This is a genomic window from Mycolicibacter acidiphilus (assembly GCF_018455725.1).
Classification (GTDB): domain Bacteria; phylum Actinomycetota; class Actinomycetes; order Mycobacteriales; family Mycobacteriaceae; genus Mycobacterium; species Mycobacterium acidiphilum.
Window position 1 is genome coordinate 67,629 of sequence record NZ_JAHCLR010000023.1, and the last position, 14,615, is coordinate 82,243.

At 69.6% G+C, this 14,615-nt stretch carries 13 protein-coding genes; 6 read left to right on the plus strand and 7 right to left on the minus strand.

From position 1 onward, the window contains the following. Positions 1-133: 133 nt before the first annotated feature. The gene (locus tag KIH27_RS12900; protein ID WP_214093352.1) at positions 134-1,174 is read left to right on the plus strand and encodes a patatin-like phospholipase family protein; all 1,041 of its coding nucleotides are present in this window, start codon (positions 134-136) and stop codon (positions 1,172-1,174) included. Positions 1,175-1,180: 6 nt separating this feature from the next. Here KIH27_RS12900 and KIH27_RS12905 read toward each other — a convergent pair whose 3' ends face one another. Then, positions 1,181-1,540, minus strand: a complete 360-nt coding sequence (locus KIH27_RS12905; RefSeq protein WP_214093353.1) for a DoxX family protein — start codon at positions 1,538-1,540, stop codon at positions 1,181-1,183. Between the two features lie 105 nt (positions 1,541-1,645). After that, positions 1,646-3,247, minus strand: coding sequence for a Na+/H+ antiporter (locus KIH27_RS12910; protein ID WP_214093354.1), 1,602 nt, complete (start codon positions 3,245-3,247; stop codon positions 1,646-1,648). A 63-nt stretch (positions 3,248-3,310) separates the two neighbouring features. Between KIH27_RS12910 and purT the strand changes: the two genes are divergently transcribed. From purT to KIH27_RS12925, 3 genes are read left to right on the plus strand one after another with little or no spacing between them, the layout of a single operon-like run. Then, positions 3,311-4,588: a formate-dependent phosphoribosylglycinamide formyltransferase gene (gene purT / locus KIH27_RS12915; protein ID WP_214093355.1), complete on the plus strand. Its 1,278-nt coding sequence runs from the start codon at positions 3,311-3,313 to the stop codon at positions 4,586-4,588. Positions 4,589-4,632: 44 nt separating this feature from the next. Beyond that, on the plus strand, positions 4,633-5,034 hold the full coding sequence (locus KIH27_RS12920; protein ID WP_214093356.1) for a rhodanese-like domain-containing protein: 402 nt from the start codon (positions 4,633-4,635) through the stop codon (positions 5,032-5,034). Further along, entirely contained in the window at positions 5,031-6,308 is a 1,278-nt protein-coding gene (locus KIH27_RS12925) for an O-succinylhomoserine sulfhydrylase (protein ID WP_214093357.1), read from the plus strand. Before KIH27_RS12920 ends, KIH27_RS12925 begins: the two co-directional genes overlap by 4 nt. A 7-nt stretch (positions 6,309-6,315) precedes the next feature. Here KIH27_RS12925 and KIH27_RS12930 read toward each other — a convergent pair whose 3' ends face one another. From KIH27_RS12930 to KIH27_RS12940, 3 genes are all read right to left on the minus strand, one after another. Then, complete coding sequence (locus KIH27_RS12930; protein WP_214093358.1) at positions 6,316-7,719, minus strand: NAD(P)/FAD-dependent oxidoreductase; 1,404 nt, start codon at positions 7,717-7,719, stop codon at positions 6,316-6,318. A gap of 109 nt (positions 7,720-7,828) precedes the next feature. Then, positions 7,829-8,689, minus strand: a complete 861-nt coding sequence (locus KIH27_RS12935) for an SDR family oxidoreductase (RefSeq protein ID WP_214093359.1) — start codon at positions 8,687-8,689, stop codon at positions 7,829-7,831. Positions 8,690-8,741: 52 nt separating this feature from the next. Continuing rightward, on the minus strand, positions 8,742-9,503 hold the full coding sequence (locus tag KIH27_RS12940) for an isocitrate lyase/PEP mutase family protein (RefSeq protein WP_214093360.1): 762 nt from the start codon (positions 9,501-9,503) through the stop codon (positions 8,742-8,744). A gap of 347 nt (positions 9,504-9,850) precedes the next feature. Here KIH27_RS12940 and KIH27_RS23010 point away from each other — a divergent pair, with 347 nt between their 5' ends. Then, positions 9,851-11,473: a hypothetical protein gene (locus tag KIH27_RS23010; protein WP_214093369.1), complete on the plus strand. Its 1,623-nt coding sequence runs from the start codon at positions 9,851-9,853 to the stop codon at positions 11,471-11,473. A gap of 4 nt (positions 11,474-11,477) precedes the next feature. Here the strand turns inward: KIH27_RS23010 and KIH27_RS12950 are convergent, their stop codons facing one another. Further along, positions 11,478-12,062, minus strand: a complete 585-nt coding sequence (locus tag KIH27_RS12950; RefSeq protein WP_214093361.1) for a TIGR03086 family metal-binding protein — start codon at positions 12,060-12,062, stop codon at positions 11,478-11,480. A gap of 25 nt (positions 12,063-12,087) precedes the next feature. Beyond that, the gene (locus KIH27_RS12955) at positions 12,088-13,230 is read right to left on the minus strand and encodes an acyl-CoA dehydrogenase family protein (protein ID WP_214093362.1); all 1,143 of its coding nucleotides are present in this window, start codon (positions 13,228-13,230) and stop codon (positions 12,088-12,090) included. 306 nt (positions 13,231-13,536) lie between these two features. Between KIH27_RS12955 and KIH27_RS12960 the strand changes: the two genes are divergently transcribed. Beyond that, complete coding sequence (locus tag KIH27_RS12960) at positions 13,537-14,559, plus strand: IS30 family transposase (protein ID WP_214093363.1); 1,023 nt, start codon at positions 13,537-13,539, stop codon at positions 14,557-14,559. Positions 14,560-14,615 lie beyond the last annotated feature (56 nt).

Here is a 14,615-nt window from a genome sequence, read left to right on the forward strand (position 1 = left end):
CACCCGTCGCGTAGGTTGGAGCGGGGTGGGGCTTTTCGACCCGACCCCGATCAGCGCTCGCTCGACGGGCTCGTGAACCGCGGTGAGCGGCTGGCTGCCGCATAGGTTCACGGCCCGAGAGGAGACGCAATCGATGTCGGATACTCCAGCAGGGGGCGACGCCCGGAAACGTGTCGATCTGGTGCTGTCCGGGGGCGGCGTCAAATTCGTCGGCCTGGTGGGTGCGGTCGTCGCATTGATGGACGCGGGGTATTCGATCGAGCGGGTGTCCGGGGTGTCGGGCGGTTCGATCGTCGGTGCGATCATCGCGGCCGCATCGCAGGGTGACCAGTTGACCGGCGCCGAGATCAAGGAACTGGCGCTGTCGGTGCCGCTGCCGCAGTGGCGCGACCCGAACCCGATTCCGATCATCGGGCGGGCGTGGGGCCTGCTGCGCGACACCAGCCTGTACCGGGGGGACGTCGCGCACGACTGGATCCGCAGCGAGTTGCGGAATCTCGGGGTGAGCACCTGGGGCGACCTCACCTACGACGGGGACAACGTGCTCGCCGAGCGTCGGTACAAGGCCGTGGTCAGCGTCGCGGACCTGACCACCGCGCAACTCGTCCGCCTGCCCTGGGACTACCCGCAGGTCTACGGGCTCGAACCTGATGAGCAGTCGGTCGCCGACGCGGTACGCGCATCGATGGCGGTGCCTTTCTTCTTCCGCCCGCTCACCATGAGGGGCGCCGACGGGTCGAAGTCGATCCTCGTCGACGGCGGGGTGCTCTCGAATTTCCCGATCGACTCGTTCGACCGCCTCGACGGCCGGGAACCGCTCTGGCCGACGTTCGGGATCACCGTCGTGCCGAAGGTGACCGGCATCGTCGACATCCTGCCGGCCCTCAAGCCGCTGCGGAGGTTAGGCGAACCACTGCTGCTGGAACGGCTGCTCACCACGATGATGGTCGGACACGACCGCGCCCGCGTCAACCAGCCGTGGGTCAGCGTCCGCATGATCGAAGTGCAGGCCACCGACATCGACGTGCTGGACTTCGACGCCTCCCGGTCGCGGTTGGAGCAGCTCTACGAGAGCGGCTACACCGCGGCAGAGGAATTCCTGAAGACCTGGGACTGGCCGGGCTACCTCGAGCACTTCCGCCGCTCGCACTACCCGGACATGTCCCGCGGCTAGCTGTCGCTATTCGGTGCGCGACGGTCCCGCGATCGTCAGCGCGGTGAACAGGGCCAGGAAGAACGCCGACGGGACGGTGTTGACCACCTTGTCCTTCACCCGGATGTGCGCGCCGACCGCCAGCGTGAAGTACAGCATCAGCGCGGCGGTGGTCAGCCGGGCCAGCGCCGGGAACCGGTTCACTGCCAGCAGGCCGATCACCGAGGCTGCTTTGGCGGCCGGTAGCACCGGCCGGATCTGCTGCGGAACGCCCAGTGCGTCGAGGGTTTTCGCGATGTAGGGCACCGGGACGGCGCAGGCGACCGCGTCGGCGGCCTGGAACGCGGCCAGCCCGGCGTAGGTCTTCGGTGATGTCAGCACAGTCATGGTCTCGACTGTAGGCGCACGGGTTCCGGCGAGCCTTCGCGGCGAGCGGGAATCTGACGACGCGACACGCCGCTGGCACGTCGTGACGTTCCGACTCGGCCGGGGTCAGTCCAGGTTCAGCGTCGCCTCTTCCAGATCCAGCCCGTGCAGCACCGCGCGCAGCACCTGATCGTCGATGTGGCCGAGGTCGCGCTCGGCGATGAACGCCGCCCGTTCGGCCGCCAGCATCTCCAGCCGCAGCCGGCGGAACGCGGCCGCGGCGGACTCGTCGGGCGCCGCGTCGGTGTCCGGGTCGAACTGCCGCAATCGCTCGCGGGCGGTGTTGCGCCGCCGGGCGTTCCAGCTGCGCAGCGCCTCGGCCGCCCGCTCACTGGCCGGTGACGGGTCGGTGCCGGCCAGCACGTCGTCGAGGCGCTCCGCGGCGGCGCGGGCCGCCTTGTCCTGCGCGGTGGCGGTGGCGATCGCATCGGTGTGCGCCTGATCGGTGCTGACCCCCAGTCGGCGGATCAGCCACGGCAGCGTCAGCCCGTGCAGCAGCAGCGTGCCGATCACCACCACGAACGTCAGGAACACCAGCTGTGGCCGGCCCGGGAACCGGTCCCCGGACAGCGTCGTCATCGGAACACCGAACGCCGCCGCCAGCGACACCACCCCGCGCATCCCGGCCCACGCCAGGATCAGCACCTGTCCGCGATCCGGCGGCGGCTGGTCGCGCCGCACCCGCGGGGACAGCAGCCGCGGCAGGTAGGCGAACGTCGTCACCCACACCAGGCGCACCCCCAGCACGGTGGCGAATACCGCCGCCGAGGCCACCGTCAGCGTCGTGAAATGCACGCCACGCATGCTCTGCACCACAGTGGGCAGCTGCAACCCGATCAGCAGGAACGCCAGCGATTCCAGAATCAGCTGCACCGCCCGCCAGACGGCCTGGTCCTGCAGCCGGGTGGCGTAGTGGGCGCGGGTGAACCGCTGGCCGAGGATCAGGGCGGCGACCACCACGGCGACCACGCCGGAGCCGTGGATCTGTTCGGCCACCAGGTAGATCACGAACGGCGCCACCAGCCCGACCGCGCTCTCCACCAGTGGATCGGTCAGCCGGCCCCGGATCGCCACGATCAGGGCCCCGAACACCGCGCCGACGGCGATCCCACCGACAGCGGCCAGCGCGAAGATCCACAGTCCCAGCCCCCAGCTGGTGGCGATGCCCACCGCGGCCACCAGTGCCACCTTGTAGGCGGTCAGCGCGGTCGCGTCGTTGAGCAGGCTCTCGCCGCTGAGCAGCGTCATCACCTGGCGTGGCAGCCCGACCCGGCGGCCGATCGCGGTCGCCGACACCGCGTCCGGTGGCGCCACGATGGCACCCAGGACCAGCGCGGCGGGCACCGTCAGCGCCGGCACCGTGTAGTACGCCACGACCCCGACCGCGACGGTGGTGACCAGGGGCAGCCCCACCGCGAGCCGGCCGATCGACCGCCAGTTGCGGCGCATGTTGATATACGAGCTCTCCAGCCCGGCCGACCACAGCAGCGGCGGCAGGATCACGAACAGCACCATCTCGGGGTCCAGGGTGATCTCCGGGACCGCCGGAATCAGGCCGACCAGCAACCCGGCGACGACCAGCACCAGCGGCGCCGACAGGTGATAGTGCCGGGCGATGGCCGCAACCAGCACAGCCGCCACCAGCGGGCCCAGCAGCGCGGCGTTCACCGTTGTCGCACCTCCCGCTCGTAGTGTCACCCCTATCCTTAGGCAGCATGCAGTATCGCCTCGATGGGAGGGGGTAGCGCGGTGAACAGCGAACACGAATTGGCGACCGAGCGGATCGCGGTCGACGGTCCGAGCCGGCTGCGCGCGGTGGTGCTCGGCTCGGCCGACGTCAGCCGCGAACTGGTGATCGCACTGCAGCGGCTGGGCGCGGAGGTGGTCGCCGTCGACCGCTACGTCGACGGGCCGCTGCACGGTCTGGCCGACCGATCGCTGGCGATCGACCTGAGCGACGGCGACGAACTGGCGGCGACGATCCGGTGGCTGCAGCCGAAAGCGGTGCTGATCGCCTCCGACCTGGTGGCGCTCGATGCGCTGGAGGCGGCGATCGACCCTGCGTGCACCGAGCTGGTGCCCGGCGTCCGCGGCGCCCGGCTGGCCGTGGACGCGGAGGGGCTGCACCGGTTGGCCGCCGACCACCTCGGGCTGCCGGTGGCGCCGTTCTGGTTCGCCGGGTCGGCCGGTGAGCTGCGGGCGATCGCCGAGCACGGCGGCTACCCGATGGTGGTCAAACCGGTGATCGGGGCGCTCGGGGAGGGCAGGTCGGTGCTGGTGCGCGCCGCCGACGTCGAACCGGCCTGGCAGCGCGCGGTGTCGGCGCTCGGACCGGGGACCGCCACGCCGCGGGTGCTGGCCGAGACTGTGGTGGAGGTCGACAGCGAGGTCACCCTGCTCGCGGTGCACCGCAACGGTTCGAGCGGCCCGGCGCTGGATTTCTGCGCGCCGATCGGGCACCGCAGCGTCGACGAGTCGAACGGCCGGCTGACGGTGGAGTACTGGCAGCCGCACCCGATGAGCGCGGTCGCGCTGGATTCGGCCCGTTCGATTGCGGCGCGGGTGGCGCGGGCGCTCGGCGGGCGCGGGCTGTTCGGCGTGGAGCTGCTGATCCACGGCGACGAGGTGTACTTCGCCGGGATCAGCGTGCGGCCCTACGACGCCGCGCTGCTGACGACGCGCACCCAGCGCCTGTCGGCGTTCGAGTTGCAGGCCCGCGCGATGCTCGGGTTGACGACCGACACCATCGGGCTCTCGCCGGGGGCCGCCCGGCTGATCTACTCGCGGCGCCGGACCGGGGCCGACACCGCCCCGGTGATCGCGTCCGACACCGCGCCGGTGCTGGCCGAAGCGCTGACCGTGCCGGAGAGCGACGTGGTGATCTTCAACCACCACGAGGGGCACCCGCGTCGACGGCTCGGGGTGGCGCTGGCCACCGGTTCCGACGTCGCGATGGCCCGGCACCGGGCCGCGCAGGCGAGCGCCGTGCTGGACAAACTCTGGCCCTGACCCCGCTGCGGTGCGGGCGGGCGGTGGGTGCAAGACTTCCGCAGGTGAGCTACGCAGGAGACATCACGCCCGAGCAGGCCTGGGCGATCCTGAACGACGACCCCGCGGCGACGCTGATCGATGTGCGCACCGACGCTGAATGGCGCTTCGTCGGACTGCCCGATCTGACCGGTCTGGGCCGCGAGGTGATCTGCATCGAGTGGGTGCACTCCGACGGCAGCCCCAACCTCAACTTCGCGCGCGAACTCGCCGCCCGGGTCACCTCCGGCCCGGCGGTGTTCCTGTGCCGCTCCGGCAACCGTTCCATCCCCGCCGCCGAGGCCGGGACCGCCGCGGGCCTGACGTCCTACAACGTGCTGGACGGCTTCGAGGGCAACCTCGACGAGCACGGGCACCGCGGTACCACCGGCTGGAAGGCCGTCGGGCTGCCCTGGCGGCAGGCGTGAGCGAGTCAAAGTCAGGTTCATGCGCCGGTCCCGGTGTCGGCTCTCCTTCGTCGAGCCTCGCCGAACCGTCGGTCCGTACCCCGAAGCCGCTGCCCGACGGGGTCAGCCAGGCCACCATCGGGGTGCGCGGCGGCCTGCTGCGCTCGCAGTTCGACGAGACCTCCGAGGCGCTGTTCCTCAACTCCGGCTACGTCTATGAATCCGCGGCAGCCGCCGAGCAGGCGTTCACCGGCGAAGTGGACCGGTTCGTCTACTCGCGCTACGGCAACCCGACCGTGTCGATGTTCGAGGAGCGGTTGCGCCTGATCGAGGGCGCTCCGGCGGCATTCGCCACCGCCAGCGGGATGGCGGCGGTGTTCGTGGCACTCGGTGCGCTGCTCGGCGCCGGCGATCGACTGGTGGCCGCCCGCAGCCTGTTCGGGTCGTGCTTCGTGATCTGCAACGAGATCCTGCCGCGCTGGGGGGTGGAGACCGTCTTCGTCGACGGCGACGACCCGGCGCAGTGGGCGGAGGCACTGTCGGTGCCGACCCAGGCGGTGTTCTTCGAGACGCCGTCGAACCCGATGCAGTCGCTGGTCGACATCGCCGCCGTCTGCGAACTGGCGCACGCCGCCGGCGCAAAGGTGGTGCTGGACAACGTCTTCGCGACTCCGCTGCTGCAGCAGGGCTTTCCGCTCGGCGTGGACGTGGTGGTGTACTCCGGCACCAAACACCTCGACGGGCAGGGCCGGGTGCTGGGCGGCGCGATCCTCGGGGACAAGGAGTTCATCACCGGGCCGGTGCAGCAACTGATGCGGCACACCGGGCCGGCGATCAGCGCGTTCAACGCCTGGCTGCTGCTGAAAGGCCTTGAGACACTGGCGATCCGGGTGGACTACGCCAACTCCGCGGCACTACGTATCGCGGAATTCCTGGAGCAGCACCCGGCGGTGTCCTGGGTCCGCTACCCGTTCCTGGCGTCGCACCCGCAACACGAACTCGCCAAGCGGCAGATGACCGGCGGCGGCACCGTCATCACCTTCGAACTGGACGCGCCCGACGGCGGCGAGAAGCAGCGCGCGTTCGAGGTGCTGGACAAGCTGCAGCTGATCGACATCTCCAACAACCTCGGCGACGCGAAGACACTGATCACCCACCCGGCGACCACCACCCATCGGGCGATGGGGCCGGAGGGTCGGGCGGCGATCGGGCTCGGCGACGGCGTGGTGCGGATCTCGGTGGGCTTGGAGGGCACCGACGACCTGATCGCCGACCTTGGGCAGGCGCTGGGCTAGCCGCGCACTACCCGGCTTTCGGCGGGGAGCTCTCGATGGTCTCGGCCCGTTCGGTCGCCGCCAGCGCGCCGCCGTCGTCGGCCAGGCGGGCCATCGCCAACCGGGCGTAGATCATCTGACTGGTGATCGTCATCTGGTCGCGACCGCGCCCGACGAACGAGATGCCCCACGCGATGATCGTGGTGAGCCGGTTCTTGTGGCCGACCAGGTAGTACAGGTGCAGCACCAGCCAGGTCAGCCAGGCCAGGAACCCGCCGAGCTCCACCTTGCCGACCTTCGCCACCGCGCTGTAGCGGGAGATGGTCGCCATGCTGCCCTTGTCGAAGTACTTGAACGGCGCCCGGTTCGCCGGGTCGTCGTGCCCCTTGAGTCCACGCTTGATGGTCTTGGTCGCATATGTCGCACCCTGGATCGCACCCTGCGCCATGCCGGGCACCCCGGGAACGCTCATCAGGTCGCCGACCACGAAGACGTTCGGGTGCCCCTTGACGGTCAGGTCGGGTTCGACGATCACCCGACCGGCGCGGTCGACGCCGGTGCCGTTGGTCTGCTCGGCGATCATCTTGCCCAGCGGGCTGGCCTGCACGCCGGCCGCCCACACCTTGCAGGCGGTCTCGATGCGATGCTCGGTGCCGTCCTTCTCCTTGATGGTGATGCCCTGGTAGTCCACGGCGGTCACCATCGAGTTGAGCCGGATCTCCACGCCCATCTTCGTCAGCCGTTGGCTCGCCTTGAGCCCGAGCTTCTCGCCCATCGGGGCCAGCACCGCCGAGCCGGCGTCGAGCAGGATGACCCGGCAGTCGCTGGGCTTGATGGTGCGGAACGCGCCCGCCAGGGTCCGGTCGGCCAGTTCGGCGATCTGCCCGGCCACCTCGACGCCGGTCGGCCCGGCGCCGACGACGACGAACGTCAGCCGGCGTTCCCGCTCGGCGGGGTCGATGGCGACCTCGGCGGCTTCGAACGCACCGAGGATGCGGCCGCGCAGCTCCAGCGCGTCGTCGATGGTCTTCATGCCCGGGGCGTAGGTCGCGAACTGGTCGTTGCCGAAGTAGGACTGCTGCGCGCCAGCGGCGACGATCAGGCTGTCGTAGCGCGTCACGGTGTGGATGTTCATCAGCCGCGACGTCACGGTCTGCTCGGCCAGGTCGATGTCCTCGACGTCGCCGAGCAGCACCCGGATGTTGCGCTGTTTGGCCAGCACCAGGCGGGTGGTCGGGGCGATCTCGCCCTCGGAGAGGATGCCGGTGGCCACCTGGTAGAGCAGCGGCTGGAACAGGTGGCTGGTGGTCTTGGAGATCAGCGTGACGTCGACGTCGGCGCGCTTGAGCGCCTTGGCCGCGTTGAGCCCGCCGAACCCGCTGCCGATGATGGCCACCCGGTGACGCTGTGTGGCGGTGGTGCTGGTGTTCATCGTGTTCCCCCCGAAGCGCGCCGACCGTCGGGCCGGCCGGTCAGCTGCCACCGTAATCGGGACCGGAAACCGCCGACAACCCGCCTATCGTGTCACGAGCAATCCGGGCTCAATCCCGGTGCTCGACGACCCCGGTGGCGTGCTGGGCGCGGTCCTCATAGGCGCGCCGGGCTTCGGTGTCGAGGTTCAGGAACACCGTGTCGTTGCCCAGTTTCCGGCTGAGCCAACGTCGTCCCCGGTCCGGCAGCAGCATCGCCAGGATCGACGTGGAGCGGATCGAACCCGGCACCGACAGTTGGGTTTTCGGCTTGGTCAACACCTTGACCACGCCGGCGGCGATGTCGGCCGGCTCAACGGCCTGCTGCGCCTTGGAGACCGCGGTGGTGCCCGAGATCAGTTCGGTGTTGGTGAATGTCGGCAGCACGGCGCTGACGTCGACGCCGCGCGGCGCGAACTCGTCGGACAGCGCGGTGGTCAGTCCCACCACGCCGAACTTGGTCGCGGCATACACCACCTGCCCGGGCACCGCGACCAGGCCGGCCACCGACGCGATGTTGACGATGTGTCCGCTGCCGCGCGCGACCATCTCCGGTAGCACCAGCTGGCAGCCGTTGAGCACCCCGTAGAGGTTGACCTCGATCGCGGAGCGCAGCGTCTCGGTGGACTGGTCCAGGAACGGGCCGACCGGCATCACGCCGGCGTTGTTGATCAGCACGTCGATGCGGCCACCGCCGTCGGCGCGTGCTTTGTCCAGGAAGTCCGAGAAGGACGCACGGTCGGTGACGTCGAGGGGGTGCCCGGTGACCTGTCCGCGGCTGTTCAACTCGGCGATCGCCTTGTCGAGCACGTCGACGTCGCGGTCGCCGATCACGACTCGGGCGCCGCGCGCCAGCAGTGCCTCGGCGGTGGCGCGCCCGATACCGCGGGCGGCGCCGGTGATGACGATGTTCTTACCCCGAATACGATCCACGCCGCCGAACTTAACAGGTGTCAAGTTCGACGGCGCGGGTTTCGGTGGACTGCTACGCCCAGCGGCCGAGGATCTCGCCGGCCTGCTTGGCCAGCGCCACCTGGAACAGCGGGCCGAAGCTGACCCGGGCGATCCCGGCCTGCGTGAACGTGGCGGGGTCGTCGGAGTCCGGTGCCGACAGCGCGTTGACCGGCTTCTTCAGCCCGGCGGCCAGTGCGGTCAGCGTCGCCGCGTCGTGGCGGCCCACCGGGTAGAGCACGTCGGCCCCGGCGTCGGCGCAGGCGTTGAGCCGGGCGATCACGCGGTCGATCCGGTCGGCGTCGTCGCCGTCCTTGCGCATGAACAGGTCGGTGCGGGCGTTGATCACCACGTGGGTGCCGTCGACCTCGGCGGCGTCCCGCAGTGCGGCGACGAACTCGGCGTGCTCGGCGGTCGAGCGCAGCCGCTTCTCCTGGCTGTGCACGGTGTCCTCGATGTTCAGCCCGATGCCGCCGGCCTCCAGCAGGCCCTCGATCAGCCGGACCGGGGTCTCGTTGTACCCGGACTCCAGGTCGACCGAGACCGGCACGTCGACGGCGTCGGTGATCTGGCGAACCCGGGCCAGCACGTCGCGGAACGTCATGCCTTCGCCGTCGGATTTGCCCATCGACTCGGCGACGGGCTTGCTGCCGATCGTCAGCGCTTTGAACCCGGCCGCGACGGCCAGTTTCGCCGACCACACGTCCCAGACCGTCGGCAGGATGACTGGATTGCCCGGCTGGTGCATCGCCAGGAACGCCGCTGCCCGCTGGGTGAGAACCTCGTGACTCGTCATTTTCACAACTCTTCCATGTCGTATTTAGCGGGGTAAAGCCGGGGGCGGGTGCCTGGGGGTGATTCGCGGGAGTCCCTGAGTGCTCCCTCGGGGCTTACCGCGTCGCGGCTGCCACCCGGGACGGCGCCGTACACATAAATATTTCAGTTCCGAGACCAGTTGACCTTCGATATTGCTGTCAAACGAGTACCGCGAATTATGTTGTGGCAGTGACTATTAACGTCTTCCGGTGGAGCGTGAGCTTCGTTACTCTGACGCTGCGCTAATCCAGACGGTCGGCTTATCCGAACTGGATATCAGCGGAATCATGCATTGCACATCAACAACCGTTACAAGGGAGACAGACAGTGGCTGGTCGGCGCGGTAGGAACGTCAATCGTCGGCAGGGCCGGCGCAGTCAGGTGGCCGGTGCCGGTGCCGCAGCAGGAGCGTTCCTGGCGCTCGGCCTGGCACCGCTCACCGGTGCGCCCACCGCCGGCGCCGAAGACATGGACTGGCTCTTCGAGATGTTCCCGCAGGCCGACGTCTCCGGTTCGGCCGCCGATGCCCCAAGTGCGCCGCTGTTTCCGACCTGGTCCGAGGAGATGTCGAACCTGCAGAGCGACATCGGACTGCAGATCCAGTTCTTCGATGAGAACCTGAACTCCGGGTACGGGTCTGACTACCTCCTGCTCGAGGGGCTTGAGCAGGCCTGGATCACCAGCTCGCTGGGGCAGACGGTCGATAACGAGATCAACCACGCCGCCGGCGAGTTCCTGATCGGCAACGGCGCCAACGGGATCGACGGTGGCACGCTGGCTCAGGCCGTCGGCGGTGCTGGTGGAGCCTGGTTCGGTGACGGTGGCACCGGCGGTACCGACGCCGACGGCGTCGGCGGAGCGGGTGGGGATGCCGGTCTGATAGGAGCCGGTGGTCACGGTGGTGCCGGCGCCGACGGCGGGGCCGGTGGTGCGGGCGGCACCGGTGGAACCGTGATGGGTGACGGCGGTGTCGGCGGAACCGGCGGGACCGGGGTAGACAGTGGCACCGGCGGGGCGGGCGGAGCGGGTGGTGCGGCCTTGGGCTCGCTGTGGGGCCAGGGTGGTGCCGGCGGCGTCGGCGGTGCAGGCGGGGGCGCATCGACCGTTGGCGACGATGCCCCTGCCAACGGTGGGACCGGTGGAGTCGGTGGAGTCGGCGGTGCCGGAACCGATTTCGGCGGCTCCGGTGGGGTCGGCGGGGCTGGGGGCGACGCCCACGCAGATGTTGTCGCGATCGGCGGTGACGGCGGGCAGGGCGGTGCCGCCGGCGCCTCCACCGCGACCGACTCGCTGACGGGGGCCGGCGGCACCGGCGGTGCGGGCGGAGCGGCGCTCGCCGACGGTCCCGGCGGCCACGCGACCGGCGGCGTCGGTGGGGCCGGCGGCGCCGGGGTTTCCGTTGCACATGGAACGGATGCGTCGTCGTTTGAAGCCGGGAACGGCGGGACCGGCGGCAGTGCGACCGCCGACGGGTCACACGGGGTCGCCACCGGGGGCGCTGGTGGGGTAGGTGGCACCGGTGGTGCGGGCGCGACCGACTCGCGTGTCGGTGAGACGACCCACATACCCGGCAAAGCCGGCGACGGTGGTGCTGGCGGGGCGGCCACCAGTGGTGGCGCCGACGGCACCGCCATCGGTGGCGTCGGTGGGGCGGGCGGGACCGGCGGGCCGGGTGGCGACGGCGAAGACGGATTCGGCGGGCTGGCCGGTAATGGCGGTGGCGGTGGTGTGGCGACCGCCGATGGTGAAGACGGCAGCGCGAACGGCGGTGACGGCGGTGCCGGCGGCCACGGTGGTACCGACGGACCCGGTGTGGGTTCCGGTCTCCAGTCGGTGGGTGGTTACGGCGGCATCGGCGGCGGCGGGATCGCCACCGGTGCCGGCGGCACCGTGACACTCGGCGTCGGGGGCCACGACGGCCCGAACGCGCCGAAGATCCCCGCGTTGTAGCGCACTACGCCGGGCCGACCGCGCGCCCCAGGAAGGCCATCAGCGTCACGGTCGGTGAAGCGCCGTCCGGTACGGGCTGCGCCGGCCCGAAGCCACCGGGCCGGCGCAGGGCATCTTCGGGTACCGAATCCACCAGCCTGCGACAGAAGACCAGCAGCGCGTAGGGCAACTCCAGTGATCCCCCGAGGGACCGGTGCAGATCCCAGCTGTGGATCGCCAGGTCGCAGACGGGCAGCGCCAGGACGCGACGCAGGGGCACCTCGCCCTGCGGGGTCACGCGTGGCGCGTCGAGGTCCGCACCGGGCAGCGCCTCGGCCAGTCGAGCGTCCAACTCATGCAGTCGCGCCATCGGATCGTCAGCGGTGAAGTCGGCCGGTGCCGACGGGCCGGCCCAGACCTCACCGCCCTCGATCAGCGTGATGATCTTCGTCGCACTGCCGGTGGCATGGGCCACCAACTCCCGAACGCTCCACTCGTCGAGATTGGACGGCTTATCCCAACTGTCGTCCGGAACCTGTTGTGCCGCTTGGATGAAGAGCTTCAGCGCGGCGATTGCCGGCGGGCCGATCGGTGCGGGTGCGTCTGTCATGGAGGCATCGTAGTGAACGAGGCTTCTACAACCCCAGATCCTTGGCGATGATCGTCTTCATGATCTCGTTGGTGCCGCCGTAGATGCTCTGGATGCGGGCGTCGACGAACGCCCGGGCCACCGGGTACTCGGTCATGTAGCCGTAGCCGCCGAACAGTTGCAGGCACCGGTGCGCGACCCGGAACTGCAGGTCGGTGCTCCACCACTTCAACTTCGCCGCCCGTGTCGCGGTCAACTCCCCGGCCAGGTGCGCGGCGATGCAGTCATCGAGATACGTTCGGCCGACGTCCAATTCGGTGGCCACCTCGGCGAGGACGAACTGGGTGTTCTGGAACCCGGCGATCGGTGCGCCGAACGCCTGACGCTGCTGGACGTAGTCCAGCGTCTCGGCCAGCACACCCTCGGCGGCGGCGATCGCACCCACCCCGAGCGAGAGCCGCTCCTGGGGCAGGTTGCGCACCAACTGGTAGAAACCCTGCCCCTCCTCACCGAGCAGATTGGCAACCGGCACCCGCATGTCGGTGAACGCCAGCTCGGAGGTGTCCTGGGCGTGCAGGCCGATCTTGGCCAGGTTGCGGCCCCGGTGAAATCCCGGGGTGTCGGCCTCGACCACCAGCAACGACAGCCCCTTGTGCCGGTCTTGCCCGGTGCGCACCGCGACCACGAACAGGTCACCGACCTGGCCGTTGGAGATGAACGTCTTCGACCCGTTGACCACGTAGTCGGCGGCGTCCCGGTGGGCGGTGGTGCGGATGCCGGCCAGGTCGCTGCCGGTCCCGGGTTCGGTCATCGCGATGCCGAGCACGGTTTCGCCGGTCACCACGCCGGGCAGCCAGCGTCGCTGCTGTTCCTCGGTGGTCAGGTCGGTCAGGTACGGCAGCACGACGTCGTTCTGCAGGGAGAACGCGATCGCCTCACCGGCCGCCCCGGCCCGCTGCAGTTCGTCGACGACGATCGCGTGGTAGCGGAAGTCATGCACCCCCGGGCCGCCCAGGTGCTCGGGGACCGGGAAGCCGAGCAGGCCCAGGCGGCCGGCTTCACCGAACAGCGACCGGTCCCAGCCGCCGGAGTTCTCGGCGTCGTCGTGCGCGGGCAGTACCGTCCGCCGCACGAAATCCCGGACCAGCTCCCGGAATTGGTGGTGCTCGGTGGTGTAGGTCAGACCCATGGTGGCGCTCCGGTCGTCGTGCGGTCGGCTGCCTTGTCAGCAGGATAGGTGCTGAGGCCGACGCCGTCGACGGGTTCGCCGCGCTGAAATTCGGATAACAGCCGCACATTTAAATCTTGGCGATTGAAAAAACGGTCGTCACGCGTTCACCGATCTTTAATTACGGCGTCGTTTCGCGGTCAATCGGCCGCTCTAATTTCGCGGTGGGTTCAATACCGGATCCATTCGTGACAGAGAAAGAGGGCGGTGTCATAGCGTCGTAGCAACGAGTTGCTGACAGACCGGGGGTTGCAGGTGGGGCGCAGGATGTTGACGTTCGCGGATCGAGCGGACATCGCAGTCGGGATCGAGGCGGGACTCGATGACGCGGCGATCGCGGCCAAGATCGGCCGCGACCGAACGGTGGTGTGGCGCGAACGACGCCGCAACAGCACCAAGACCCGCGGGTATCGGCCGGTGCATGCCGACTGTGAAGCCCAACGCCGGCGGCGCCGCCCGCAGGCGTTCAAGATCGACACCGACCCGGCCCTGCAGGCTCGGGTGCGTGCGGACCTGAAACGGTCACGCACGCCACGCCAGATCGCCGGCCGCTTGCGCTTGGAGGCCACCGACGCGACCGTGGAGACCATGGTGAACTCCCCGGGCGCCGACGGTGTGACCATCTCGCATGAGGCGATCTACCGCTGGATCTACGCCCTGCCCAAAGGCGAGCTCGCCAAGTCGGCAATCATGTTGCGGTCCAAGCGAACCCAACGGAAGCGTCGCAAGCCGCTTGGGGAACGCACCGGTGGGCGGATCATCGGCATGGTCTCTATCGACGACCGCCCCGACGACGTTGCCGATCGGCGGGTGCCCGGAGCGTGGGAGGGCGACCTCATCATCGGCCGCGCCGGCAAGTCCGCGGCGGCGACCCTGGTCGAACGGACCAGTCGCTTCACCGTGCTGCTCGGGCTGCCCGAGGGCAAGAACGCCGACGCCCTGGCCGACGTGCTCATCGATCGGATCAACTGCCTGCCTACGAAGGTGCGTGGCTCGCTGACCTGGGATCAGGGCACCGAGATGGCTCGTCACGCCGCGTTGACCCTGGCCACCGACCTGCCGGTGTTCTTCGCCCATCCGCACTCGCCGTGGGAGCGGCCCACCAACGAAAACACCAACGGCCTGATCCGTGAGTACCTGCCCAAAGGCATCGACATCACCGACCATCAGCCTTACCTCGACGCCATCGCCGACGAACTCAACGACCGCCCCCGCGCCATCCTCGGCTTCCGTACCCCCAGAGAGGTCTTCACTCAGCTACTGACCGACTCCGTTGCTTCCACCGCTTGACATCGCCGAGGTTTCCCATGAAGCGTCGTATCCCGGCGGCAGTGGCCGCACTCGGT